We start from the raw sequence: 24,763 nt of genomic DNA on the forward strand, positions 1-24,763 counted from the left end.
CCGGCCGGGCTGGGGTGTCGGCCTGAGCCCCCGCCGAAACTCCAGCCCGGCCGGCGTTTGAGGCCACCTTTCAGCCCGGCCGGCGTTTGAGGCCATCGGTGACCGGCGCTTGAGGCCGATCCCGAGGCGGGCGTCAGGCCGCGAGGGTTCCCGGGACCACGACCCTCGGCCCGAACCGGGCGCGAGCCCGGTCCGCGGCGGCCTCCAGGCGGCGGAGTTTGTCGTCGGTGGGGTCGAAGGTCAGCTGGTGGGCGGCGTGCTCGGCCGCGGTGAGCCCTTCGGCGCGCAGCGCGACGGCGCGGACCCGGGCCCGCTGGAGGCCGAGCGCGTCGTGCAGGGCGTAGGCGGCGCCGGTGAGGGCGGCGGTGTGCGCGGTCGGCTCCGCGAGGGTCCGGCTGCGGGTCGTCGTGGACCGGTCGGCGTACCGGACGGTCAGGGCGAGAACCCGCCCCACCTGGCCCGCGTCGCGCATCCGGAGGCCGAGCTCGGTGGTGAGGGAGAGCAGCGCGCGGCGCTGGGTGTCCCGGTCCAGCTCGTCGCGGCCGAAGACCCGTTCGGCGGCGAGCGACTGGGCGGCGGCGTTGCGGACGACCGGCGTCCGGTCGATGCCGCGCGCCTTCTCGTACAGCTCGCGCCCGGTGCGGGCGGTGGTGAGCCGCTGGAGGGTGCCGAGCGGGGCGGTGGCGAGGCGGCCGACGGTGTCCAGGCCGTACGCGCAGAGGGCGCGCGCGGTGCCGGGGCCCACGCCGGGCAGGGCGACGACCGGGCGCGGGTGGAGGAACTCCACCACGGCCTCCGGGGTGTCGGGGACCAGCAGGGTCGTGCCGGACTCCGCCTGCCGGGCGGCCATCCTGGCGAGCAGCGGGTTGGCGGCCACGCCGATGGTGCAGGCGGTGCCGGTGTGGGCGAGGGCGCGGACCCTGAGGACGGCGGCGAGGCGGGCCGCGTCCTGTCCGAAGTAGCGCAGCGCGCCGCCCACGTCGACCAGGAGGGTGTCGGGCGGGGCGGCCTGCACGACGGGGCTGATGTCCTCGGCGAGCCGGGCCAGCTCCGGCAGTGCCGCTTCGCGCTCCGCGCCGAGGCGGAACCGTATACAGAGGATCATCCGGCACTCCCCTGGCTCCGGTGCCACAGCCGCCCGTTCCCGGCGGTCTCGGCACGGGTGATCCCGGCGGGCGGCCGGGCGGGGTTCTCGGCGTCCGGGGTCGCCTGACCCTCGGGGGCGTCCACCCGTTCCCCGGCGGGCGCGGGCAGCGCCCCGGTGGTGGTGGCGCCGGGACCGGCCGGGCGGAGGTCGGCCCAGGCGTTCATCTCGTACCCGGTGCTCATCCGGATGCGGCGGCCCGGCGCGCCCGCCGGGGCGTGGTCCGCGCCCGGGGCGAGGTGGGCGGCGACCGCCTCCAGGCCCTGGTCGCGGCGGAGTTCGATGAGGTCGGCGAGGTTCCAGGCGGCGGTGCCGACCACGCTGAGGCTGCGCGCGCCCCGGCGCTGCACGGTGCCGCGGACCAGTAGCAGCCAGGAGTGGAAGACGGTGTGGGCGCACGCCTCGTGGCTGTCGTCGAAGAAGGCGAGGTCGACCAGGCCGGTGGAGTCGTCGAGGGTGGTGAAGACGACGCGGCGCCCGGAGCGGACCGGCGGGGTCTGGGTGGCGACCTTGGCCCCGGCGACCAGCACGGTGCTGCCGTGCGAGGCGCCGCGCAGCGCCCGGGCGGAGGTGACCCGCAGCTCTTCGAGGAAGTCCCGGTGGTCGTCCATGAGGTTGCGGGAGGCGTCCATGCCGAGGACGCCCAGCTCGGCGCTGAGCCGTTCGGTCTCGTCCAGGTCGGGCAGGCCGGCGGAGGGGACGCGGCGGGCGCCGGGGGCGGAGTCGGCGCCGAGCAGGGTGGGCTGGGCGGCGGCGCCCCGCGGGCGGCCCCGGTGGAGTTCGGTGAGGTGGAGCAGGAGGTCGCGGCGGTTGGCGCCGAACGCGTCGAGCGCGCCGACCTGGGCGAGCCGTTCGGCGACGGGGCGGCCGGGCCGGGCGCGCTGCCAGAAGTCGAGGAGCGAGGCGTACGGGGCGTGCTCCTCGATCCGGGCGGCCTCGGCCTCGCTGATGCCGTGGACGTCGCTGAGGGCGAGGCGTACGCCCCACCGCCCGGGCCGCTCCCCGTCACCGGACACCAGTTCGATCCGATGGGTGGCGCCGGACCGGTTCACGTCGAGCGGCAGCACCGGCACCCCGCGCCTGCGAGCGTCGGCGAGCAGCAGCCGCTTGGGGTACATGCCGGGGTCGTGGGTGAGCAGCCCGGCGTAGAAGGCGGCGGGGTGGTGGGCCTTGAGCCAGGCCGACTGGTAGGTGGGGACGGCGAAGGCGACGGCGTGCGCCTTGCAGAAGCCGTAGCTGCCGAAGGCCTCGACGATCTCCCAGGTACGGGCGATCACCTCGGCGGTGTAGCCGCGGGCGGCGGCGTGCTGGGCGAACCAGACCCGCAGCCGGCCCTGGGCCTCGGGGTCGGAGAGGGCGCGCCGCACCTGGTCGGCGCGGTCGCGACCGCAGCCGGTGAGGACGGAGACGATCTCGATGATCTGCTCGTGGAAGACGACGACGCCGTAGGTCTCGCGGAGGGCGCCCTCCAGGTCGGGGTGGGGGTGGCGGACGGGGGCGCGGCCGTGCCGGGCCTCGATGAAGGGGCGGACCATGTCGGCGGCGACCGGCCCGGGGCGGAACAGCGAGATGTCCACGACCAGGTCGTGGAAGCTGTCCGGCTGGAGCCGTCCGACCAGGTCGCGCTGGCCGGGCGACTCGATCTGGAAGCAGCCGAGGGTCTCGGCGGAGCGGATCAGTTCGTAGGTCCCGGGGTCGGCGCGGCCCGGGTCGGCCTCACGGTCGAGGTCGAGCGGCTCGCCGGTGGCGCGTTCGACCTCGGCGGTGGCGTGGGCCATCGCGGACTGCATGCGGACGCCGAGGACGTCGAGTTTGAGCAGGCCGAGGTCCTCCACGTCCTCCTTGTCGAACTGGGACATCGGCAGTTGCTCGCCGCTGGTGGGGACGACGGGGGTGCGGGCGGTGAGGGAGGCGTCGGAGAGGAGGACGCCGCACGGGTGCATGGCGACGCCGCGCGGCAGCGCGTCCAGCTCCTCGACCAGTTGCCAGAGCCGGTCGCGGCCGCCGAACTCCTCGTTGATCTGCTTCAGTTCGGGCAGTTCGGCGAGGGCCGCGCGGGCGTCGCGGGCCCGGATGTGCGGGAACGCCTTGGCGATCCGGTCGATGTCGGCGGGGTCCATGGACAGGGCGGCGCCCACGTCGCGGACGGCGTGCCGGACCCGGTAGGTCTCGGGCATGGCGACGGTGGCGACGCGCTCGGCGCCGAAACGCCCGAGGATCGCCCGGTACACCTCCAGGCGGCGGGCGGACTCCACGTCGATGTCGATGTCGGGCAGGACGGCCCGGCGCTTGGAGAGGAACCGCTCCATGAGCAGCCCGTGCTCGACGGGGTCGGCGTGGGCGATGCCCAGCAGGTGGTTGACGAGGGACCCGGCGCCGGAGCCCCGGGCGGCGACCCGGACGCCGAGGTCGCGGACGTCGTCCACGACCTGGGCGACGGTGAGGAAGTACGTGGCGAAGCCGTGGTGGGCGATGATGTCCAGCTCGTGATGGAGGCGGTCCCAGTACGCGGCCTTCCGCTCGTGGCCGAGGCGGACCATGCCCGCCGCGGCCCGGGAGGCGAGCACCCGCTGCGCGGTGCGGCGCCCGGCGCCGACCAGGGCGGCCTCGGGGAAGCGGACCGCGCCGATACCGAGGTCGTCCTCGGGGTCGACGAGGCAGGCGTCGGCGGTGCGGCGGGTCTCGGCGAGGAGCCGGGCGGCGCCCTCGGGGCCGAGCCCGGCGGCCTCGGCGATCCGCTCGGCGGTACGGGCCATGGCGTCGGCGTCCTTCAGCCACCGCTCACCGCTGTCCAGGCCCCGGCGCGGGTCGACCGGGACCAGCCTGCGGGCGGCGTCCAGGACGTCGGCGGCCGGGCCCGAGCCGGGGTCGGCGTAGCGGACGGCGTTGGTGAGGACGGCGGGGACGCCCTGGTCGGCGGCGAAGCCGGCGGTGCGGGCGGCGAGGCGGAGCGAGCCGGGGCCGGTGCCGCTCAGCCCGTGGTGGACGGCTTCCAGGCGCAGCGCGTCGCCGTACACCTCGCGCCAGGGGGCGAGGAGCCGCGCGGCCCGGTCGGGGCGGCCCGCGGCGAGGGCGCGGCCGACGTCGGAGGCGGGGCCGAGCAGGACGGTGACGCCCTCACCGTGGTTCTCCCGCCAGGGCAGCAGGGGCTGGTCGGCGCCGGCGGCATGGGCGGCGGTGACCAGGCGGCAGAGGGTGGCCCAGCCGGTGGCGCCGTCCCGGGCGAGGTAGGTGACGCGGGCGGCGGACTCGTCGATGAAGGCGCCGCCGCGCACCGGGACCCGGCCCTGCGGGCGGGGGCGCTCGCCGACGGCGAGTTCGACGCCGAAGAGGGGTCGCACCCCGGCCGTGGCGCACGCCTTGGCGAAGCGGACGGCTCCGGCGAGGGTGTCCCGGTCGGTGAGGGCGACGGCGTCCATGCCGCGCTCGGAGGCGCGCTCGGCGAGCCGCTCGGGGTGCGAGGCGCCGTACCGCAGGGAGTAGCCCGAGACGGTGTGCAGATGTGTGAACCCCACCGCGCACACCTCCGGAATCTCGGCTTCCACTCACCCCCCGCTCTCCACCATAGACCAGGTTTCGAACACTCGTACGATAACCGTACGCGGCCTGCCCCGCCCCGCACGCGGCCCCTCGTGACCTGCGCTTCTTCTCACACCCGGACAGGGGCCCGCCCGGTCAGCCATTCGGACCGGTCCCGACTGCGGGTCCGGACGGGCGGCGACAGCGTGGGGGAATGTCGCACTCCGCCGGACCCGCCACGCCCCGTGGCCTCGGTGCCGAGCTGCGGGACGCGGTCACCCCGCGGACCACGCTGCTCGTCATCGGCGCCCTCGCCCTCCAGCTCCTGTTCATCGCCAGCTACGTGGGCGCGCTGCACGACCCGAAGCCGAGCCACGTCCCCTTCGGGGTGGCCGTGCCGGGCTCCGCCGGGCAGAGCGAGGAGCTGGTCTCCCGGCTGGGCGGGCTCCCCGGGGAGCCGCTGGACGCGCGGACGGTCGCCGACGAGGCGGAGGCCCGCCACCAGATCATGGAGCGGGAGATCGACGGGGCCCTGGTGGTGGACCCGCGGGGCACCACCGACCGGCTGCTGGTCGCCTCGGGCGGCGGCACCGTACTGGCCGAGGCGCTGGAGCGGATCGTCTCCGAGGCCGACGCCACCGAGGACCGCCAGGTCCGGACGGTGGACGTCGCCCCCGCCTCCGGCGACGACTTCAACGGCCTCTCCTCCTTCTACCTGGTCGTCGGCTGGTGCGTGGGCGGCTACCTGACCGCCTCGCTGCTGGCGATCAGCGCGGGCACCCGCCCGGCCAACGGGCGGCGCGCCGTGATCCGGCTCGCCACCATGGCGCTGTACGCGATCGCGGGCGGCCTCGGCGGCGCGGTGGTGGTCGGGCCGGTCCTCGGCGCCCTGCCCGGCAGCCTGTGGGGCCTGTGGGGGCTGGGCGCCCTGGTGGTCTTCTCGGTCGGCTCGCTGACGCTGGCCCTGGAGGCGGCGACCGGCGTCGTCGGCATCGGCCTGGCCGTGCTGATTGTGGTGGTCGGCGGCAACCCGAGCGCGGGCGGCGCCTTCCCGCTGCCGATGCTGCCGCCGTTCTGGGAGGCGATCGGCCCGGCCCTCCAGCCCGGGGCCGGGACCTGGGCGGCGCGTTCGATCGCGTATTTCGACGGGCGGGCGCTCACCGGTTCGCTGCTGGTGCTGGCGGCCTGGGCGGCGGGCGGCATCCTGGTGACCGTGGCGGCCTCCCTGTACCGCGGGGACCGGGAGCGCTCGCGGGGCCTGCCGGAGTGAGCCGGAGCCGGGGAGCACGCCCCGGCGGGCGGCGCCCCCACCCGCGGGGGACGGCCGCCCGGACGCGCGAAACCCCGGCCGGGCTGGGACTCCGGCCGGGGTTCGGTTCAGCGGGGCGTCAGCCGATCTCGACGCCGTACGCGGAGAGCGCTTCCGGCACCGGCTGGAAGAAGGTCTCGCCGCCCGAGGAGCAGTCGCCGCTGCCGCCGGAGGTGAGGCCCAGCGCCGTGGAACCGGCGAAGAGCGAGCCGCCGCTGTCGCCGGGCTCGGCGCAGACGGTGGTCTGGATCAGGCCCTCGACGATGTCGCCGCCGCCGTAGTTCACGGTGGCGTCGAGCGCCGTCACCTCTCCGGTGGAGACCTGCGTGGTGGAGCCGGAGCGGGTCACCGACTGGCCGACGGTGGCGTCGCCGGCGCCGGTGATGGCCTGGGTGCTGCCGTCGTACAGGTTCACCTCGCTGGGGTGCGCGGTGGAGCCGGTGTACTTGACCAGGCCGTAGTCGTCGCCGGGGAAGTTCGACTCGACCGTGGTGCCGATCTCGGCGCCGCCGGAGGTCTCGGACCAGCTGGAGATGCCCTCGGTGCAGTGTCCGGCGGTGAGGAAGTACGGCTCGCCGCCCTTCACCACGTTGAAGCCGAGCGAGCAGCGGCCGCCGTTGCCGTGGATGGCGTCGCCACCCGCGATGAACCGCTTGAACTCTCCGTTGGTGCGCTTGAGTTCGGCCTTGGAGCCGAGTCCGTCGACCACCTTGGTGAGCTGCGCGAGCTTCTTGCCCTCGACGGTGCGGTCGGCGGTGACGACGACCTTGTTGCTGGTCGGGTCGATCGCCCACGAGGTGCCCGCGATGCTGGCACGGTCCTTGAGGGTGGCGCGGGCGTCGTTCAGCGCGGTGAGCGAGTGCTGGACGATTCTGGCCTTGGCACCGGACGCCTCGACCTCGGTGGCGGCGGCCTTGTCGAGGACGTTCACCACCAGGTTCTTCGCCTTGGCGTCGTAGTACGTCCCGGCGGCCGCCTTGCCGAGGTCGTCGGCGAGGGTGGTGGCGAGCTTGTCCGCGGAGGCGACCGAGAGGGTGCGCGGCTCGGCGGTCTGCGGTTCGCTGGCGTTGGCCGTCTGGAAGCTCAGCCCGGCGGCGACGAGTGCGGCGATGCCCGCACCGGTCACGGCGACCCGCCGCTTGGGTATGCGTCGGTGGTTCACGTAACGTCCTCCTGTGGGGGGTTCGGCCGCCGGACCGCGTGTGGGGGTCGGTCGGGCAGCCGGAAGGAACGGGCTCGGAGGAAAAGGGCCGGCGGTGACCGGCCCCGTCGCTTCCGGGCCCTGCGTGGCAGCAACTATTGCGAGGCCGTGAGTCAGCACACAAGGTCGACTTCCGGCCTCCCGTACGGCCCGTGTACGCCGCACCGCACCCCCGCCCGCACCCCGTCACCCCAGCTCGCACATGCGAGGTCCCACCCTCCGCAGTCGTCTCGCCGCCCGGGGTGAGGACTAGTCCAGTCTGGTTTCCGCCCCACCGGAATCAGGCGTTCCCAGTCTGCCCGCATCCTGCTCACGCCCCGGCCGCACCCCGGTCACGGAACCTCCCCAACTCCCCTCGCCCATACGGCGCCTGAGACGGACGGCACGGGTCCGCCGTTCCCTCCGCCCGGCCCCCGCGGCTCCGCACACACGAGGGACCGGCCGGGAGATCCCGGCCGGTCCTCACTTGTCGGCCTCCTCGTCCGCCCTTTCCGGGCGGCCCCTCAGCCGTGCGAACGGTTTCAGCCCCGCGACGCGCCACCCTCACCCGGGGGCTCCCCGGGCTCACCGAACTCCCCTGCGGCGCCCTCCGTACCGGTACCGGTGCCGGCGTCGGCATCCGGGTCGGCGAGGACGTCCGGCATGTCAGCAGCGCCAGGCTCCGTCGCCGACACCGCCCGCTCCCCCACCAGCCCTGGCACGCCCTTCTCCCCCAGCCCTTCCAGCAGTTGCCGCACCACTCCCCCGGGCATCCCCGGCGGGAACTCCCCGGACAGTTCCTGGGCCTGGGCGGCGACGGCCTCCGGGTCGGTCTCCTCCCCGGCGGCCACGGAGGAGGCCGCGGCGGCCCCCTGCCCGTCCGGCGCCGGGGAGCCGCCGGCGACCTGGGCGCCCGGGAGCGGCGCGGCCCGCTCCAGGAACCGCAGCAGCTCGACCGGGAACGGCAGGACGAGGGTGGAGTTCTTCTCGGCGGCGACCGCGACCACGGTCTGGAGCAGCCGCAGCTGGAGCGCGGCCGGCTGCTCGGACATCACCTTGGCGGCGCCCGCGAGCTTCTTCGACGCCTGGAGCTCGGCGTCGGCGTTGATGACCCGGGCCCGGCGCTCACGGTCGGCCTCGGCCTGCCGGGCCATGGACCGCTTCATCGTCTCTGGCAGGGAGACGTCCTTGATCTCGACCCGGTCGATGGTGACACCCCACTCGACGGCGGGGTTGTCGATCATCAGCTCCAGGCCCTGGTTGAGCTTCTCCCGGTTGGAGAGGAGGTCGTCCAGCTCGCTCTTGCCGATGATGGAGCGGAGCGAGGTCTGCGCCATCTGCGAGACGGCGAAGCGGTAGTCCTCTACGCGGACCAGCGCGTCGGCGGGGCTGACGACCTTGAAGTAGACGACGGCGTCGACGCGGACGGTGACGTTGTCGCGGGTGATGCCCTCCTGTGCCGGGATGGGCAGCGTGATGATCTGGAGGCTCACCTTGTGCAGCCGGTCGACGATCGGCACCACCAGGGTGAAGCCCGGCCTGCGCACTTCCGGCAGCAGCCGCCCGAGGCGGAAGACCACACCCCGTTCGTACTGCTTCACCACCCGGGCCGCGGCCATCACGTACAGCGCTCCGGCGGACGCCGTGGCCGCGCCCGCGGTCACCAGCTCCTCGATCATGACGGCCCCCAGGGTCCCGTAGGAAAGTGATGCGCGTCACTTCCGACGGTAACGCGTTCGACGGCCCGGCGGGGAGGGCCGGTCGTGAACGGGGGCCGCCCCCGGGGAACCGTTCGCGACCGGTTCGCCCGGGGGCCGTCCCGTACGGGGCGCGCGTCCGCGCTCCGTACGGGACCCGAGGTGCGGGGGACCCTGGCGGGTCCGCGGGGTGGGGCGGGCCTAGAAGACGCTGACGCCGTAGGCGTTCAGGGCCTCGACGACCGGCTGGAAGAAGGTCGTGCCGCCCGAGGAGCAGTTGCCGCTGCCGCCGGAGGTCAGACCGAGCGCGGTCGACCCGGAGTAGAGGGCGCCGCCGGAGTCGCCGGGCTCGGCGCAGACGTTGGTCTGGATCATGCCGTAGACGACCTGGCCGCTGCCGTAGTTCACGGTGGCGTTGAGGCCGGTGACCGTGCCGCTGTGGATGCCGGTGGTGGAGCCGCGGCGGGTCACCGACTGGCCGACCGTCGGGTTGGCGGCCCGGGTGATGTCGACGCTGCCCACGGTGCCGGAGACCGGCACGGAGGAGTTGGTGTAGCGGATGATGCCGTAGTCGTTGTTCGGGAAGCTCGATCCGGAGACCGTGCCGAAGGCCGTGGTGCCCGACGAGTTGGTGTACCAGGTGCTGGTGCCGCTGGTGCAGTGCCCGGCGGTCAGCGCGTAGTAGGTGCTGCCGCTGCGCACGTTGAAGCCGAGGGAGCAGCGGGAGCCGCTGCTGTAGATGGCGTCGCCGCCGGAGAGCAGCGGGCTGAAGGTGCCCTCGGTGCGGTTGATCTCCAGGGCGCCGGCCTCACCGCCCGCCGCCTTCTGGATCTTGGCGATCTCGGCCTTGGAGACGGTGGAGTCGGCGGTGACGACGACCTTGCCGGCCGCCTTGTCGACGTACCAGGCGGTGCCGGCGACGTCGGTGTCGAGCACCGCCTCGGCGGCACTGGTGAGCTGCGCCGAGCTGTAGGCGGAGCTCTCGCCTGCGTGGGCCGTCGGAGTCGCGAACGCGCCGACGGCGGCGAGGCCGGCGGCGAGCGCGATCAGACGGGTGCGTCTCGCGACGCCGCTGCGGGGGGTGGTGCGCTTGATCCTCACTGGTGTTTCCTCCCGAAAGGAACCGAGGGCCGCGTGGGGTCGGGGCCCGGTGAGGCGCAGTCGGGGGAGCGTCCGCATTCCGGATGCGACGTGCCCCTGACAAGCGCTGGACGGGAGTATTCGGGGACCGCTCACGGCGCACAAGGGCGGCTTTCGGCCTGCTGCCTGATGCCGCGCGCATGGCCCCGGGAGTCGGATCTCCCGGGGCTGCGCTGTGGTGTGGGACGCCTCAGGCCGCCGCGAGGTTCCGCTCCCCCGCCCGGACGGGGGCCGCCAGGGCGTTGCCCGGCGGCGGGAAGGGGCAGAGGAAGTACGGCGAGAAGGCGCACGGCGGCAGCTCGGCCCGGTTGAGGTCGACGGCGACCGAGCCGTCCGCGGCCGGCGCCGCGGTGCGCAGGAAGCGGAACCGGTGCCCGCCCTCGGCCGCGGCGTCCGGTCCGGCGCCGGTGGCGTCCGCGAAGACGGCCCACAGCCCGCCGCCCGCCTCCACCGTGACCTGCAGGGTCACCGCCTCGCCACCCAGGGTGAGGGCGAGTTCACCGCCGAGGCCGAGGCCCCGGTGGTGCCCGTCGGCGTTCTCCACCCGCGCTGTCCCGGTGTCCGGGTACGGGGTGAACGTCCCGGTGCTCCGGGCCGCCGGATCGTCGGGCCAGAGTGCGATGCGCGGCGCCGTCCGGCGTCGGGATCGTGGGCGCGGACCGCCCAGAGGCCCTCGCGCCGGAGCACCGCGAAGCGTCGCCCGCCCTGCCCGGCGCGGGCCTTTCCGGGCGCTCCCTGGTCGGCGTCGAGGCGGGCGGTGCCGTCCAGCGGGCGGCCGTCGACGGCGAGCCCGTCGGCGGGGGCGGCGGTCACCAGGGCCCGGTCCTCGTCGGCCGTCCACCGCCCCGGGATGGCCGGAAGTCGTCCTTCCGGAAAATCGTCCAGCCAGTGGACACCGGTGGCGGAGAGCGGGCCGTGGGGAGCGGTGAGCCAGGCCGTGCGGCGGCGGTGCCACTCCTCGGCGGCGGTCCGGCTCCCGGCCGCCGCCCGCTCCCCGGTCGTCTCAGCCACGGCCGGCCTCCGTCCGCGGACGCGGCGCGGGCAGGCCGAGGTGGTCGCGGAGGGTGGTGCCGGTGTACTCGGTACGGAAGGCACCGCGCTCCTGGAGGATCGGCACGACCTGGTCGACGAACGGGTCGAGCCCGTCCGGCGTCAGGTGCGGGACGAGGATGAAGCCGTCGGCGGCCCGCCGGTCGACGAAGGAGGTCATCTGCTCGGCGACGGCCGCTGGCGTGCCGATGAAGGACTGCCTGCCGGTGGCCTCGATGACCGTCTCGCGGCTGCTGAGCCCCTTCTCGGCGGAGAGCGCCCGCCACTTCTCGGCGAGCTCGCGCGGGTCGCCGTGCTTCACCCGGCCCTGTACGAAGGCCGAGTCGACGTCGGGGTCGGCCTCGGGCAGCGGGCCGTCCGGGTCGTGCCCGGAGAGGTCGACGCCCCAGACCTGCTCCAGGGCGTACAGGGCGTTCTGCGGGGAGATCTGGCGGCGCCGGATCTCCACCGCGTTCTCCTGCGCCTCGGCGTCGGTGTCGCCGAGGACGAAGGTGGCACCGGGCATGATCTTGAGGTCGTCAGGCTGCCGCCCGTGGGCGGGGAGCCGGTCCTTCACGTCGGCGTAGAAGGCGCGGCCCGCCTCCAGCGTGCCGTGCCGGGTGAAGACGACGTCGGCCGCCGAGGCGGCGAAGTCCCGGCCCTGCGGCGAGTCGCCGGCCTGGATGACGACGGGGTGGCCCTGCGGGGAGCGGGGCAGTCCGAACCGCCCCTCGATCCGGAAGTGCCGGCCCTCGTGGGTGACCGGCTGCCCGGCGCCGTCCGGGGCGGCGGCGTCCCACAGTTCGCGGGCGGTGGCGACGAACTCGGCGGCGCGGGTGTAGCGGTCGGCCCGGTCGAGGAAGCCGCCGCGCCGGAAGTTCTCGCCGGTGAACGCGTCGAAGGAGGTGACGACGTTCCAGGCGGCCCGGCCCGCGCTGAGGTGGTCCAGGGTGGCGAGGCGGCGGGCCAGTTCGTAGGGCTCGTTGAAGGTGGCGTTGACGGTGGCGGCGAGGCCGAGCCGTTCGGTGGTGGCGGCCAGCGCGGTGAGGACGGTCAGCGACTCGGGGCGGCCGACCACGTCGAGATCGTGGATGCGTCCCTGGTGCTCGCGGAGCCGCAGCCCCTCGGCGAGGAAGAAGAAGTCGAAGAGGCCGCGTTCGGCGGTCCTGGCCAGGTGGGTGAAGGAGGAGAAGGCGATCTGCCGTCCGCCGGGTCCGGTGGGCGGCGGTGAGGTCTGGACGTCGTCGGCCCAGACGGTGGTGTTGTTGACGCCCGGGAAGTGGGCGGCGAGGTGCATCGGTCGGCTGGTCATGCGGGCTCCCCCGGAGTGGTCGCGGATCGGCCGGCGGCGTACCGGCTCGCGGGCCGGGCCAGGCCCAGGTGGTCGCGGAGGGTGGCGCCGGGATAGAAGGTGCGGAACCGGCCCCGGTGCTGGAGCAGGGCGACGGTGCCGTTGATGAGGCGCTCCAGGTCGCGGTCCGGGTCGGCCGGGGTGAAGTGGAAGCCGTCGACGGCCCCCGTGCCGTGCCAGGCGGTGACGAGTTCGGCGAGGTCGACGGGGCCGCCCCGGTAGACCGCGGGGGACCCGGCGCCGCCCGCCCGGGGTCCGCCGCCGCCGTGCGAGGGGACGGCCGCGTGCTCCCCGCCGCCGAGGTCGACGGTGAGCGCGGCCAGGACCCGCAGGGCGCCCGGGTCGCGGCCCGCGTCGGCGGCGCGGGAGAGCAGCTCCTCGCGGGCGGCCGCCGCGGCGGCCGGGCCCTGGGCGTGGACGAGGGCGACGCCGGCGTGGCGGGCGGCGGTGTCGCGGGCGTGCGGGCTCGCGGTGTCGACCACGACGACGGGCCGGCCCTGCGGCGGCCTGGGCACGATCGAGGGCCCCCGGACGCTGAAGGTGCGGCCGGTGAAGTCGGCGTAGTGGAGCTTGTCGCGGTCGACGAAGCGGCCGGTGTCGAGGTCGCGGATCTCCGCGTCGTCCTCCCAGCTGTCCCAGAGCAGCCCGGCCGCCTCGGCGACCTCACCCGCCTCGTGCCACAGGTCGGCGGCGGGGGCGGCGGGGCGGCGCCCGAAGAGGCGGGCCTCGGCCTCGGTGGTGGAGACGGCGGGCAGCCATCCCGCGCGGCCGCCGCTGACCCAGTCGAGGGTGGCGACGGCGGCCTGGAGGTGGAACGGCTCGGTGTGGGTGGTGGTGACGGCCGGGACCAGCCCGACGCGGGCGGTGGCGGGCGCGGTGACGGTGAGCGCCTGGAGGGCGTCGGGGCCACGCTCGCCGAAGGCGTCGGTGAGGGTGACGAAGTCCAGGGAGCCGTCCTCGGCGAGGCGGGCCCGGCGGGTCCAGTCGGCGGCGGTGTACGGCCGCGGGGCGCCGGGCGCGCTGAGCGCGGCGGCCAGGTGCAGGGTGGTCGGCTTGTGGGGTTCCGGCATGGGTGGCGGTGCCTTCCGTACGACGGGGCGGTCCGGCGGCCGGGGACGGGCGGTCGGCCGGCCCGCCCCCGGGTACGCGTCAGGGCTTGGGCAGGCCGGGCGGGTTGATCTCGGACTTCTCGACGGCTTCTTCGCCGAGGTTCCACCGCTTGAGCACCTCGGCGTACGTGCCGTCGGCGATGACCTTGTCGAGCGCGGCGGCGTAGGCGTCGACCAGGGGCGCGGAGGCTTCTGCGGGGCCGGGCGGCGAGGGCGGTACGGGACACGGGGGTGCTCCTGGGGCTCAGCTGACGGGGCGTCGGGGCGAGCGGGGAGGCGGGGGCCCGGGCGGGCGGGCACGGCTCAGAGCACCTTGGAGAGGAAAGCGCGGGTGCGGTCCTGCCGCGGGCGGTCCAGCACCTCGGCGGGCGGGCCCTGTTCGACGACGACCCCCTCGTCCATGAAGACGACGGTGTCGGCGACCTCGCGGGCGAAGCCGATCTCATGGGTGACGACGATCATGGTGGTGCCCTGCCGGGCGAGGTCCTTGATGACGTCGAGGACCTCACCGACCAGTTCCGGGTCGAGGGCGGAGGTCGGCTCGTCGAAGAGGAGCAGCTTGGGTTCGAGGGCGAGCGCGCGGGCGATGGCGACGCGCTGCTGCTGCCCGCCGGAGAGGTGGCCGGGGTAGGCGTCGGCCTTCTCGGTGAGGCCGACCCGCTCCAGCAGGGTGTGGGCGGCGGCGACGGCTTCGGCGCGGGGCCGCTTCAGCGCGGAGATCGGCGCCTCCACGATGTTCTCCAGGACCGTCAGATGCGGGAAGAGGTGGAAGTTCTGGAAGACGAAGCCGATCTGCCTGCGCTGCCGCAGCACCTCCCGCTCGCGCAGTTGGTACAGCTTGTCGCCGGAGCGGCGGTAGCCGACGAGCTTGCCGTCGACGGTGATCCGGCCGCTGTCGACCTTCTCCAGGTGATTGACGGTCCGCAGCAGCGTCGACTTGCCGGAGCCGGACGGGCCGAGGACGACGGTGACCTCACCGGTGCGTACCTCCAGGTCGATGCCGCGCAGCACCTCCTGGCCGCCGAAGCTCTTGCGGACGGAACGGATCTCGACCATCGCGCTCATGGCGTGGCCCCTTTCGCGAAGCGCTTCTCGACGTAGTGCTGGACGACGGAGAGCACGGTGGTGAGCGGGACGTACCAGAGGGTGGCGACCATGAGCAGCGGCACGACGCGGCCGTTGCGGCCGTAGACGACCTGGACCTGGTGGAAGAGTTCGCCGATCGCCATGACGGAGACGATCGAGGTGCCCTTGAAGAGCGAGATGATCTCGTTGGCGGCGTTGGGCAGGATCGACCGCATGGCGGTGAAGAACTCGGCGAACACCTCCCACTCCCAGCCGGGGTTGGTGGTGAGGCCGTGGGCGAACTGGAGCAGCAGCACCGCGGTGGCGGCCACCGCCAGCCGGCGCCAGGGATGGCGGACGGGGACGACGGTCAGGCGGTCGGCCTCGTCGGCGGCGGGTTCGGCGGCGGCGGGCGCCGCCGGCGGGACGGCCGGGCCGCCGCGCGGTGGGTCACTGGTCAGGGACATGACTTCCTCAGGAAGGGACGGTACGGGGCGGAGACAGGGGGCTCGCGGCGGCGGGAGAACTCCGCCGCGAGGGCCCCGGCCGACAGTCGGCGTCGGCCGTCCCCGGCCCGCCGCTCTCCGTACGCGCCGTGCCGCCGCGTCCGCCGCCGCGCTCCCCCGCCCCGCGCAGCAGCGTGAGCAGGGCGCGGGCGGTGGCGTCGTTCTGGCGGAAGGAGGAGCTGTTGGTACGGGGCCGGGTGAAGGCCCCGGCGCCCCGGGCGCCGGTGTGCGGGCCGAGCGCGAAGCGGCGCGGGTGGGGTGTTCCGCCGGGGCCGAGCAGACGGCCGTCGGCGGGGTCGACGGAGAGCAGGCCGTCGGCGCCGGTGGCGGCCCCGTCGCGGAGCAGGGCGCGCGGCAGCGGGTCGGTGGAGCGGACGGCGACGGCGTCGGGCAGGCGGGCCTCGACCAGCACCCGGGCCTCCACGTGGTGTCCGGGTACGGCGGGTGAGGCGGCGCGGAAGAGCCCGGTCTCCTCGTCGGCGGTGAACTCGGTGCCGGGGCCGAGGAAGTGGACGATTCCCGCCTCGGAGAGGGCGGCGAGCTGGCGCAGCCGGGGGCCCGGTGGCCCGGAGGCGAGGTGGCTGAAGAAGCCGTGCCAGCGCTGACCGCTGTCGCCGAGCCGCAGCAACTGCCCGTAGACGGAGAGCAGTCCGAGGAAGACGGCCAGGTCGGGGCTGTGCGCGGGGTCGTGGCGGCGGTCGAGGTCGGCGGCGATGTGGCGGCGCAGCGCCGCCTGGAGCGCGGCGGGGCCGGGGTGGACGGTGCCGGCCAGCGGGCGGTCGAGGGCGGTGAGGTCGAGGCGGTCGGCGGGGTCGGGGACGGCGGTGGCGACCAGGGTCCGCAGTTCCTCGCTGAGCGGTGCGGCGGCGGCGTACTTCTCGGCGAAGTCGGCCCAGGCGACGCGGGTCGCGCCGGGCCGGGTGGTGAAGAGGCGGTGGTAGTGGGCCCAGCCGAGTTCCTTGTCGATCAGCGGCCACAGGTCGCGGGCGAAGTCGACGCCGCCGGCTCCTGCCGTCGCGCGCAGGGTGTCGACCACCTCGGCGGTGAGGAAGCGGGGCAGCGGCGGCGGCTCGCCCTCCCAGCCGTAACCGATCTTGGAGCGGTAGGGGACGCCCCGGCGGGAGCCCGCGTACAGGACGGGTTCGTCGCCGGAGGGGTGGTAGACGAGCCGGCCGTCGCCCCCGGCGGTCCAGCGTCCGCCGCGTCCCTCGGTGACCAGCACCATGAGGTCGATGAAGGCGAGCCCGAGCCCCCTGACGAGGACCGGCTCGCCGGGCGCGAGGGCGTCCAGGTCGCTGTCGGCGGTGTAGGCGGGCAGCAGGTGGGCCAGGCCGTGGCGGGCGGCGAAGGCGGTCAGTTCCCGCTGCCCGGCGTCGGGGCCGGTGTCGAGGTGGCCGAGGGTGAGCAGGACGGCGTCGGCGGTGAGCGGGGTGTCCGAGCCTTCCAGCCAGACCCGTTGGGCGCCGTCCGGGCCGCCTTCGACGCGGACGGCGGCGCGCCGGTGCTCGTGGACGGTGACCCGCGGTGGCAGGGCGGCGCGGGCCCGGGCGTGGACCCAGCCGAGGTAGGCGCTCTGCAGCCGCCGGGAGGCGAAGCCGGCCGGGGCCAGGCCGCGTATCTCTCGGTCGAGTTCCGGGTCGGGGGTGACGGCGGGCGGCGGCAGGGTGCCCTCGCGGTACCCGGCCGCCCAGGCGGCGAGGTCGGGGCCCGGGGTGACGGGTCCGGCCATCTCCACGGTGTCGTCGGTGAAGAGGGTGACGTCCTCGGCGTGCGAGTTCATCCAGAGCAGCGGCGACTGGTCGCGGCGCCATATCCGTCCCCCGCCGGGCGGGTGCGGGTCGACCAGGTGCACGTCGAGGGGGTGCTCGCCGTACACCTCGGCGAGGTTGGCGGCGATCCGCTCCAGTACGCCGGTGCCGCGCGGCCCGGCGCCGACGACGACGAGGGCGGGGGTCACCGGTCGCGCTCCGAGCGGCCGTAGTGGCGCTCCACGTAGTGCTGGCCGACGGTCAGGACGGTGGTGACCAGGGCGTACCAGACGGTGGCGACCAGCAGCAGCGGGATGACCTGGTAGGTGCGGTGGTAGACCAGCTGCACGGAGTAGAGCAGGTCCTGGACGGCGATGACGCTGACGATGGAGGTGCCCTTGAGGGTGCCGATCAGCATGTTCCCTGCGGGCGGCACGATGGCGCGCATAGCCTGCGGCAGGACGATCCGCCGCAGCCGCCGCCACCGGCCGAGGCCGAGCGACTGGGCCGCCTCGGTCTGGCCCCGGTCGACGGAGAGCAGGCCGCCGCGGACCACCTCGGCGGCGTAGGCGGCCTCGTGGAGGGTGAGGCCGAGGAGGGCGACGGTGAGCGGGCCGAGCAGGTTGACCGTCTTGACGGTGAGGAACTCGGGGCCGAAGGGGATGCCGAGGCCGAGCTGCGGGTAGAGCGCGCCGATGTTGAACCAGAACAGCAGCTGGACCAGGACCGGCGTGGAGCGGAAGAACCAGATGTAGCCCCAGCTGACGCTCTTGAGCACCGGGTTGGCCGACATCCTGGCGACGGCGAGCAGGGCGCCGAGGACGAAGCCGAGGACCATCACCAGCGCGGTCAGCCAGAGGGTGAGGCCGAGGCCGCGCAGGATCGCCGGGGTGGTGAAGTAGTCGGCGACGACGCCCCATTGGAAGGCCTCGTTACGGATCACCGAGTTGAGGGCCATCGCCAGCAGCAGCAGGACCGCGGCGGCGGCTGCCCACTGGCCGGTGCGGCGTACGGGGACCACGCGGAGCGGGGCGGGCTCCGGCTCCTTGGTGAGGACCGGGCCGGCGGGGGCGCCCTCGGCGGGGGGAGGCGCCGGAGAGGGGGCCGGGGCGGCGGAGGGTGTCGGGGGCATGGCGGACTCCGTGACTCCAGGGTCGGAGCACGGTTCGCGTCGCTCGGCACTGCACCCGGGCCGCGCCCCTCAGCGCGGTCCGCCGTCGAGATTACGGCGGCGCGGACGCCCGCTGTCAAGGCTGTCCGCATCATGGGCACTCCGTCTCAGGACAGTTGACGCCGTGCGGGATGCCTGGTCCACTGAGCCCATGCATCCGACCCGGCGACTGGTGACGCGCTCCCACATCGACTTCGGTCGCGTGTGGTCCTCCTCCTGTTGAGCCGCCCCGGCCACTGAGCCGTTCCGCGCCGCGTCTGCCCTGTTCAAGGGCGTTTCTCGTGGGCCTTCCCGTCTTTCGCACCGCCGCCGTCCCCCGGCGCGGCCGCCTTCGCGGCCCCCTGGGGCCGGTGCGCGCACCCTTCCCGCACCCCGTCCCCGCACGGGTTCGCGCCACCGCTCACACTCCGCACCCGCCCGTCCGCCCCGGGCGCCCCCTCCCCTCGCACCGTTCCCAACTCCGCTTTTTTCAGGGGCGGTTGATTACGCCTTACTGGACGTCCCGCATGCCGGGACACCCATACCATCCACCGAGACACGCCAGGAGACACCCCGCCATGAGCAGCCCCCTGCCGCCCGGTTCCGCGCGGCGGACCGCCCGCCGCCAGACGGGGCTGTTCGCCCTGGTGACCGCCGGCGCCCTCACCCTCACCGCCTGCGGCGGGCAGGGCCCGGCCGACGCGGGCGGCGAGGACCTGTCCGGCACCAAGGCCGGGGCCGCCGCCTCCCTGCCCACCGAGGACGTGGTCTCCGGGGTGCGGAAGGACCCCGCCGCGGTGAAACTGCTCCCGGCCGCCCTGCGCGACGGCGGCGAGATATCCCTGGCCGGCAGCGTGGGCTCACCCCCGTCCTCCACCTACCTGGACGACGGCAGGACCGTCGTGGGGCTGGACCGCGACGTGGCCGACGCCGCCGCGAAGGTCCTCGGCCTCGACGTCAAGCGCGAGGTGGCCAGCTTCGAGGCGATCCTCCCGGCGCTGGGCAGCGGCAAGTACGAGGTGGGCACCGGCAACTTCGGCGTCACCGACGACCGCCGCGCCACCTTGGACTTCGTCACCTACATCAACGACGGGCAGGGCTTCGCCGTCCGCGAGGACAGCACCCTGAAGAAGGTCACCGACCTCACCCAGCTCTGCGGCCTGAACGTCGCCACCGGCGCCGGCACCACCTTCGAGGTCACCCTGGAGGAGAATCGCTCCCGCTGCGCCGAGAAGGGCGAGAAGCCGTACGAGGTCCGCACCTACGCCGAGCAGGGCGCCCTGTGGGCCTCGCTCCAGCAGGGCCGCAGCGACATCGTGATGAGCACCATCAACGGCCTGCGGTACGCCGTGGACCAGCAGCCCGGGCTGCGGTTCCTCAACGAGTTCCAGCGCCTGGACGTGGGCCTCGCCTTCAAGAAGGGCACCCCGCTCGCCCCGGCGTTCCGGGCGGCGGTCGACCGTCTCATCGAGGACGGGACGTACGCCCGCATCCTGAAGAAGTGGGGCGTGACGGGCTCGGCCCTGAAGGAGTCCCGCATCTCACCGCCGGAGCTGAAGAACTGACGCCGGGGCGGCTTCCGCGAGGCGAGCCGCCCGGTGGCCTCACACCACCGGGCGGCCGTCTTTGCACCGGACCGTCAGGCGCCGCAGTCGCAGCAGCAGCCGTCGCAGCAGCAGCCGTCCCCGCAGCAACTGCACCCCTCACTGCAGCAGTCGCAGCAGTCGCACCACCTGTCGCACCCCTTGCACAGGCCGTCCCGGCGGCGACGGCTCCACGGCCCGTCGTAGGTCCCGCAGCACATCTGGCAGGTGCAGGCGAGGCCGACGAAGACCAGGCAGCCGGGTATCAGTCCGCGCGGACTCCTGGGCGGCGGGGGCGGGAGGTCGCCGGGGCCGCCGGGCTGCGGCGGCGCCCCCGGGGCGTACGGATTGCCCGGCGCCGGGCCGGACCCTTCCGGGCCGTGCCGGTGCCGCTCCTCGCCGAACGCCCGCTCCACCGAGCGGCCCAGTTCGTGGACGAGGAGGACGTGGGCGAGCCGCCCGTCGGCGAACTCGGCCTCGTCCAGGGCGAGGCGGATGCCGTGCAGCGCGTCGGCGGCGAGCCGGCGGGCCTCCGCGCGCGGGGTGCCGGTCGCTGTGAGCGGGTTCCACGCTCCGCTCGCGGCGTCCTTCTCCTGGTCCTCGACGGCGTCCAGCAGATGGGCGAGGCGACCGAAGAGGCGGCCGGCCTCGGCGAGCGGCGCCGCGTTGGCGGGGACGCCCGCGAGGCGCGCGGTGTGCGCGAAGGCCGCCGCGGTCGCCGTCTCGGTCGGCTCGGTCACGGCCAGCAGCGGCGTTCCGGGGCCGGCGAGCGCCTCCACTTCGGGCTGACGCTCCACCGCGCCGACGAGGAGCGCGGTGTCGAACCCGACCCCGGCACCGGCCCGGGCGCCCTCTTTGTCCCATACGCCCGCGACGCGGCGGGCCGCCGCGGCGACCGGACGGCGTGCCAGCAGGCCGTCCCGGTCTGTGACATGGTCACGGGTTTTCGCCGAGGCGAGGATGAGCGAGACGGCGGCCGCGAGCCGCGCACCGTCACCCTGAGCCACCGAGGCGCGCCGCATGCCGCGCAGCGCGCAGGGTCCCGCGCGGCGCCTTCCGGCACGCTCGGCCCCGGCCTGAGCCTCCGTCAGCACGGAGATGACGAGCCCGTCGTAGTTGGTGACCACCCGGGCGAACTGGCCGGCCTGTCCCCGCAGCGCGAGGCAGAGACCGCACAGGTGAGCCATCCACTGAGCGGTCAGCCGCTCCCCCAGCCGGTGCGTGCACGGCCGGACCATTCCGAACATCCGCTGCCTTCCCCCCTTGACGTCGGCGCACGGCGGCACGGGCCGCTCGGCGTCACCCGGACGCCGCCGTCCGTCACCCGGACGGCGCGACGGGCGCCGATCATCGTCTTTTCACTCGCTGTCAGCACAGTGATACCGCACGGTCCTTGGGGAATGCGGTCATAGCGTGCACCAGTACCGTCACGAAAGCCCCGCGCGCCGCCTATCCCCTTGGCGCGTTGTCAGCATGATGGACGACGATAGGGGAGCGGAAAACAGGGAAACCGCTGCGAGAGGAGGCGTCCATGGGATCGGTGCGCAAGGCGAGTGCCTGGCTTGGCCTCGTCGACGACAACGACGAGCGCTACTACGACGGCTATGCCGACGAGGCTGCCGAGGGCCCGGAGCCCGGCGACGCCTGGGTGACGGACCCCCGGGTCCAGGTCGCCTCGGAGTCCGCCCACGAACAGGGCCGCCGGATCGGCACGGTCACGCCGGAGAGCTTCCGGGACGCCCGGCGGATCGGCGAGCTGTTCCGGGACGGGGTGCCCGTCATCATCAACCTGACCGCCATGGACCCCGGCGACGCCAAGCGCGTCGTGGACTTCGCGGCCGGGCTCATCTTCGGACTGCGGGGCTCCATCGAGCGGATCGCCACCCGGGTCTTCCTGCTCTCGCCGCCGGACACCCAGATCGTCGACGGCGGCGCCGCCCACCGCACGGACAACGGCTTCTTCAACCAGAGCTGACCGGTCCGCTCACCGGCGCGGAGTCCCGGGGCTGCCGCCCGTCGGCGACGGTTCCCCGCTCACCGCCGGGCACGGCCCGGTCGGCGTCCTTCCCGGAACGCGGGCGGGGCGGTGCCGGGCGGCGAGGCCCGTCCGCGGGCGCCTCGGTCTTGCGGAGCCCCGGCGTCAGATGCTCGGAGCCCCCGGCCGGCCCGGGGCCCGGGTCGCCGGGTTCCGCCTGTACGGGATCCATCGACCGGGGCAGCCGCAGCGCGGCCAGCGCGCCGAGCAGCAGCAGGACGGCGCTGACGACCAGCGTGACGTGCAGACCGTGCACGAAGGAGTCCTTGGCGGCGGCCCGCAGGGCGGCCCCCGCCGACCCGCCCAGCTCCCGTGCCACGTCGTACGCCTCGCCGAGCGAGTGGCGGGCGTCGGCCGCGGCCGCCTCGGGGACGCCCTCCACGTGCCGCAGCCCCGGGCCGTAGGCGGCGTTCATGACGCTGCCGAGCAGGGCTATGCCGATGCCCGCGCCGAGCTGGTAGGAGGTCTCGCCGATCGCGGCGGCCCCGCCGGCCTCGTCCTTGGGCGCATCGCTGAGCATCGACTCGTACGAGCTGAAGAGCGTCGTCTGCAGGCCGAGGCCGAGCAGGACGAAGCCGCCGATCAGCAGCGGCGGGTTGTCGTGGTCGCCCATGCCGGTGAGGACGAGCACGGCGACGGCGGTGAGCGTGAACCCCGAGCCGACCATGGCGCGCGGCCCGAACCGGCCGAGCAGCCGTGAGCCGGCGAGCCCGGCCGCCATCGCCGCGAAGGTCAGCGGCAGCAGACGCAGGCCGGTCTCCAGCGGGGAGAGGCCGAGGACGAGCTGGAGGTACTGCGCGGCGATCAACTCCAGGCCGACCAGGGCGAGCATGGCCAGGACGATGCACCCCACCGAGGTCCCGAAGGCGGGCCGGGCGAACAGCGCGAGGTCGACCAGCGGATGCGGGCGGCCCCGCTGCCGCCGTACGAAGACGGTCAGCAGGGTGGCGCCCACGACCAGCGGGACGAAGGTGGCGAGGGCGGAGACCTCGCCGCTGCCGGCCTGCTTGACGCCGAGGACGACGCCGAAGAGCCCCGCCGCCGCCAGCAGGGCGCCGACCGCGTCCCAGGGCCCCTGCCCGTCGCCGGTCGACTCCGGCAGCAGCCAGCGGCCGACGGGCAGCGAGACGAGCATCAGCGGGATGTTGATGAGGAAGACCGCGCCCCACCAGAAGTGCTCCAGCAGGAAACCGCCGAGCAGCGGACCGCCGGCCGCGCCGATGCCGGCGACCGCGCTCCACACGCCGATGGCCAGCGCCCGCTCGCGCCGGTCGGGGAAGACCTGGCGCAGGATCGACAGGGTGGCGGGCATGATCATGGCGCCGCCCACGCCGAGCAGCGCCCGGGCGGCGATGAGGAGCTGGGCCGTCTCGGCGGCGGCCGCGAGCGCCGAGGCGACACCGAAGAGGGCGTAGCCCAGCAGCAGGATGCGGCGGCGGCCCACGCGGTCGCCGAGGGTGCCGAAGAGGATGAGCAGCGAGGCGCAGATCAGCGGGTAGCTGTCGACGATCCAGAGCAACTGGACCTGCCCGGGGCGCAGGTCCTCGCTGACGGCGGGGATGGCCACGTGGAGCACGGTGGCGTCGACGGCGACCAGCAGCAGGCTGGCGCAGAGCACGACGAGGATCATCCAGCGGCGGGCCGGGGCCTCGGAGCCCTCGGGCGGGGCAGCGTGGGGCGTCCCGGTCATGCGCGTACCTCCCAGTGAGCCTCGTGCGTCTCACTTCGGCGGGGTACGGACTCCCGGCCCGGGCCACGACGACGAACGAGTGAGCCGACAGCGTACGTGAGTACCCCCGGCTGGAGGGTGGCGTGGCTCCCACCGTTGCGACCTCGGAATGTGGTGTGCGCCACGTGCGGTGCGCGCTCGCTCACAGGCCCCTCCCCAGCGGCTCGGTCTCCGCACGGATAATCACCCGGTGACCGCTTCTGATCAAATCCGCCCGTTCTCCCCGGCCATGGGGGCCGACCCAGGCCCTCCGGGCCTCCGCCGCGCCGGACTCGCCCTCGCGGTGTACGCGGCGGTGCGGCTGACGGGGCTGGCCGTCCTCGCCTTCTGGAGCGCCGCGGCGGGCAACGACGCCCACCGGCTGCTCTCCCGCCGCTGGGACTCGCTCTGGTACGCGCGCGTCGCCGAGCAGGGCTACGGCTGGAAGGTGGTGCTCCCCGACGGGGCCGTCCACTCCGACCTGGCCTTCTTCCCGCTGCTGCCGTGGCTGGAGCGGCTGGGGGCCTGGCTGACGCCGCTGGCGGCGCCGGACGTGGGGCTGGTGGTGAGCGCGGTCGCCTCGCTCGCGGCGGCCTGGGGGATCTTCGCGGTCGCCGAGCGGCTGTACGGGACGGCGGCCGGGGTGGCGGCGGTGACGCTGTGGGCGGTGCTGCCGGTCGGGATCGTGCAGTCGATGGCGTACAGCGAGTCGCTCTTCACCGCACTGGCCGCGTGGGCGCTGTACGCGCTGCTGCGGGAGCGGTGGGTCGCGGCGGGGCTGCTCGCCTCGCTGGCGGGGCTGACCCGGCCGGTGGGGATGGCGGTGACCGCGGCGGTCGTGGTGGGTGTGGTCCTGGCCGCGCGCCGCCGGGGGCGGCTCGCCCCGGCGATGGCGGCGGGCGCGCTGCTGTCACCGCTCGGCGCGGGCGCGTACGTGGTGTGGGTGGGAGCGCGGACCGGCGACCCGGTCTTCGGCTACCTGTCCGTGCAGGAGGGGTGGGGCAACGGTTTCGACGGCGGGGTGGCCTTCGCCCGTTTCATCGGCTCCCTGCTGACCGGCCCGGGGCTCTGGGGCGGGTTGGGGCTGGTGGTGGGGCTGGCACTGCTGGCCTGGCTCTGCGTGCGGTGCGTACGACAGGGGCAGCCCGCGGTACTGCTGGTCTACGCGGGGATCGTGGTGGTGCTGGCGGTCTGCGCCTCCGGGTACTTCGGCTCGAAGCCGCGGCTGCTGCTGCCGGCCTTCCCCCTGCTGCTGCCGCTCGCCGTGACTCTGGCCCGGTGGAGCGCGGCCCGCCGGGGGATGGTGCTGGCGGGTGTCGGTCTTCTGTCGGCCGGGTACGCGGGCTTCTGGCTGAACGGTTCAGGACCGCCCTGACCTGCGAGACCGCCCCGCCGCCCCTGGCCAGGTGGCGCCCGGGAAGGTGTCCGGATTCCGGTCGGCGAAAGAATGGAAAAGTGGAAGAATTACCGGGCCGGACAATACGGCCGGG

General features: G+C 74.8%; 17 protein-coding genes and 2 pseudogenes. 4 read left to right on the forward strand and 15 right to left on the reverse strand.

The annotated features are described in order from the left end of the window. Positions 1-133: 133 nt before the first annotated feature. Positions 134-1,105, reverse strand: a complete 972-nt coding sequence (locus ACFWMZ_RS20165) for a hypothetical protein (RefSeq protein ID WP_383203193.1) — start codon at positions 1,103-1,105, stop codon at positions 134-136. Beyond that, positions 1,102-4,689 carry a DNA polymerase III subunit alpha gene (locus tag ACFWMZ_RS20170; RefSeq protein WP_383203196.1) on the reverse strand — a complete coding sequence of 1,196 codons (3,588 nt, stop codon included), beginning with the start codon at positions 4,687-4,689 and terminating at the stop codon, positions 1,102-1,104. Before ACFWMZ_RS20170 ends, ACFWMZ_RS20165 begins: the two co-directional genes overlap by 4 nt. 188 nt (positions 4,690-4,877) lie before the next feature. Here ACFWMZ_RS20170 and ACFWMZ_RS20175 point away from each other — a divergent pair, with 188 nt between their 5' ends. Continuing rightward, on the forward strand, positions 4,878-5,933 hold the full coding sequence (locus tag ACFWMZ_RS20175; RefSeq protein WP_383178856.1) for a DUF3533 domain-containing protein: 1,056 nt from the start codon (positions 4,878-4,880) through the stop codon (positions 5,931-5,933). Positions 5,934-6,051: 118 nt separating this feature from the next. Here ACFWMZ_RS20175 and ACFWMZ_RS20180 read toward each other — a convergent pair whose 3' ends face one another. The 11 genes and pseudogenes from ACFWMZ_RS20180 to ACFWMZ_RS20230 all read right to left on the reverse strand — a co-directional run bounded on the left by ACFWMZ_RS20180 (position 6,052) and on the right by ACFWMZ_RS20230 (position 17,929). Continuing rightward, a complete protein-coding gene (locus tag ACFWMZ_RS20180) occupies positions 6,052-7,134 on the reverse strand; it encodes a S1 family peptidase (RefSeq protein ID WP_383178853.1) in 1,083 nt (360 codons plus the stop codon). A gap of 560 nt (positions 7,135-7,694) precedes the next feature. After that, a complete protein-coding gene (locus tag ACFWMZ_RS20185) occupies positions 7,695-8,831 on the reverse strand; it encodes a slipin family protein (protein ID WP_383203198.1) in 1,137 nt (378 codons plus the stop codon). Positions 8,832-9,050: 219 nt separating this feature from the next. Continuing rightward, entirely contained in the window at positions 9,051-9,950 is a 900-nt protein-coding gene (locus ACFWMZ_RS20190; protein ID WP_383178847.1) for a S1 family peptidase, read from the reverse strand. A gap of 229 nt (positions 9,951-10,179) precedes the next feature. Then, positions 10,180-11,000, reverse strand: a pseudogene (locus tag ACFWMZ_RS20195) (DUF1684 domain-containing protein). Then, complete coding sequence (locus ACFWMZ_RS20200) at positions 10,993-12,330, reverse strand: NtaA/DmoA family FMN-dependent monooxygenase (RefSeq protein ID WP_383178841.1); 1,338 nt, start codon at positions 12,328-12,330, stop codon at positions 10,993-10,995. The pseudogene ACFWMZ_RS20195 and the gene ACFWMZ_RS20200 overlap by 8 nt, the downstream one beginning before the upstream one ends. Further along, the gene (locus ACFWMZ_RS20205) at positions 12,327-13,439 is read right to left on the reverse strand and encodes an LLM class flavin-dependent oxidoreductase (RefSeq protein WP_383178838.1); all 1,113 of its coding nucleotides are present in this window, start codon (positions 13,437-13,439) and stop codon (positions 12,327-12,329) included. The genes ACFWMZ_RS20200 and ACFWMZ_RS20205 overlap by 4 nt, the downstream gene beginning before the upstream one ends. 79 nt (positions 13,440-13,518) lie before the next feature. After that, positions 13,519-13,656, reverse strand: a pseudogene (locus tag ACFWMZ_RS20210) (ABC transporter substrate-binding protein); the annotation flags it as partial. Between the two features lie 125 nt (positions 13,657-13,781). Then, entirely contained in the window at positions 13,782-14,534 is a 753-nt protein-coding gene (locus tag ACFWMZ_RS20215; RefSeq protein WP_383203235.1) for an amino acid ABC transporter ATP-binding protein, read from the reverse strand. Between the two features lie 5 nt (positions 14,535-14,539). Beyond that, positions 14,540-15,010: a hypothetical protein gene (locus ACFWMZ_RS20220; protein ID WP_383178835.1), complete on the reverse strand. Its 471-nt coding sequence runs from the start codon at positions 15,008-15,010 to the stop codon at positions 14,540-14,542. Positions 15,011-15,017: 7 nt separating this feature from the next. Further along, the gene (locus tag ACFWMZ_RS20225; RefSeq protein WP_383178832.1) at positions 15,018-17,006 is read right to left on the reverse strand and encodes an FAD/NAD(P)-binding protein; all 1,989 of its coding nucleotides are present in this window, start codon (positions 17,004-17,006) and stop codon (positions 15,018-15,020) included. Next, positions 17,003-17,929 carry an amino acid ABC transporter permease gene (locus ACFWMZ_RS20230; protein ID WP_383203201.1) on the reverse strand — a complete coding sequence of 309 codons (927 nt, stop codon included), beginning with the start codon at positions 17,927-17,929 and terminating at the stop codon, positions 17,003-17,005. Before ACFWMZ_RS20230 ends, ACFWMZ_RS20225 begins: the two co-directional genes overlap by 4 nt. A 596-nt stretch (positions 17,930-18,525) precedes the next feature. Here ACFWMZ_RS20230 and ACFWMZ_RS20235 point away from each other — a divergent pair. After that, a complete protein-coding gene (locus ACFWMZ_RS20235) occupies positions 18,526-19,512 on the forward strand; it encodes an ABC transporter substrate-binding protein (RefSeq protein WP_383178827.1) in 987 nt (328 codons plus the stop codon). A gap of 74 nt (positions 19,513-19,586) precedes the next feature. Here the strand turns inward: ACFWMZ_RS20235 and ACFWMZ_RS20240 are convergent, their stop codons facing one another. After that, a complete protein-coding gene (locus tag ACFWMZ_RS20240) occupies positions 19,587-20,777 on the reverse strand; it encodes a DUF5685 family protein (protein ID WP_383203203.1) in 1,191 nt (396 codons plus the stop codon). 284 nt (positions 20,778-21,061) lie between these two features. Between ACFWMZ_RS20240 and ACFWMZ_RS20245 the strand changes: the two genes are divergently transcribed. Then, positions 21,062-21,505, forward strand: a complete 444-nt coding sequence (locus tag ACFWMZ_RS20245) for a cell division protein SepF (RefSeq protein WP_383178821.1) — start codon at positions 21,062-21,064, stop codon at positions 21,503-21,505. On the opposite strand, the gene ACFWMZ_RS20250 is transcribed toward ACFWMZ_RS20245, so the two are convergent. Then, positions 21,492-23,255: an MFS transporter gene (locus tag ACFWMZ_RS20250; protein ID WP_383178818.1), complete on the reverse strand. Its 1,764-nt coding sequence runs from the start codon at positions 23,253-23,255 to the stop codon at positions 21,492-21,494. The genes ACFWMZ_RS20245 and ACFWMZ_RS20250 overlap by 14 nt on opposite strands. A 334-nt stretch (positions 23,256-23,589) precedes the next feature. On the opposite strand from ACFWMZ_RS20250, the gene ACFWMZ_RS20255 reads away from it, so the two are divergent. After that, a complete protein-coding gene (locus tag ACFWMZ_RS20255) occupies positions 23,590-24,648 on the forward strand; it encodes a glycosyltransferase family 39 protein (RefSeq protein ID WP_383178943.1) in 1,059 nt (352 codons plus the stop codon). Positions 24,649-24,763: the final 115 nt, after the last annotated feature.

This window comes from Streptomyces sp. NPDC058373 (genome assembly GCF_042723275.1).
Classification (GTDB): Bacteria; Actinomycetota; Actinomycetes; order Streptomycetales; family Streptomycetaceae; genus Streptomyces.

Bases quoted from the DNA above. Each gene is read 5' to 3' on its own strand.
- ACFWMZ_RS20200 (WP_383178841.1), bottom strand. From the start codon at position 12,330: ATGACCAGCCGACCGATGCACCTCGCCGCCCACTTCCCGGGCGTCAAC.
- ACFWMZ_RS20175 (WP_383178856.1), top strand. From the start codon at position 4,878: ATGTCGCACTCCGCCGGACCCGCCACGCCCCGTGGCCTCGGTGCCGAG.
- ACFWMZ_RS20250 (WP_383178818.1), bottom strand. From the start codon at position 23,255: ATGACCGGGACGCCCCACGCTGCCCCGCCCGAGGGCTCCGAGGCCCCG.
- ACFWMZ_RS20235 (WP_383178827.1), top strand. From the start codon at position 18,526: ATGAGCAGCCCCCTGCCGCCCGGTTCCGCGCGGCGGACCGCCCGCCGC.
- ACFWMZ_RS20205 (WP_383178838.1), bottom strand. From the start codon at position 13,439: ATGCCGGAACCCCACAAGCCGACCACCCTGCACCTGGCCGCCGCGCTC.
- ACFWMZ_RS20165 (WP_383203193.1), bottom strand. From the start codon at position 1,105: ATGATCCTCTGTATACGGTTCCGCCTCGGCGCGGAGCGCGAAGCGGCA.
- ACFWMZ_RS20240 (WP_383203203.1), bottom strand. From the start codon at position 20,777: ATGTTCGGAATGGTCCGGCCGTGCACGCACCGGCTGGGGGAGCGGCTG.
- ACFWMZ_RS20230 (WP_383203201.1), bottom strand. From the start codon at position 17,929: ATGCCCCCGACACCCTCCGCCGCCCCGGCCCCCTCTCCGGCGCCTCCC.
- ACFWMZ_RS20245 (WP_383178821.1), top strand. From the start codon at position 21,062: ATGGGATCGGTGCGCAAGGCGAGTGCCTGGCTTGGCCTCGTCGACGAC.
- ACFWMZ_RS20185 (WP_383203198.1), bottom strand. From the start codon at position 8,831: ATGATCGAGGAGCTGGTGACCGCGGGCGCGGCCACGGCGTCCGCCGGA.
- ACFWMZ_RS20215 (WP_383203235.1), bottom strand. From the start codon at position 14,534: ATGGTCGAGATCCGTTCCGTCCGCAAGAGCTTCGGCGGCCAGGAGGTG.
- ACFWMZ_RS20220 (WP_383178835.1), bottom strand. From the start codon at position 15,010: ATGTCCCTGACCAGTGACCCACCGCGCGGCGGCCCGGCCGTCCCGCCG.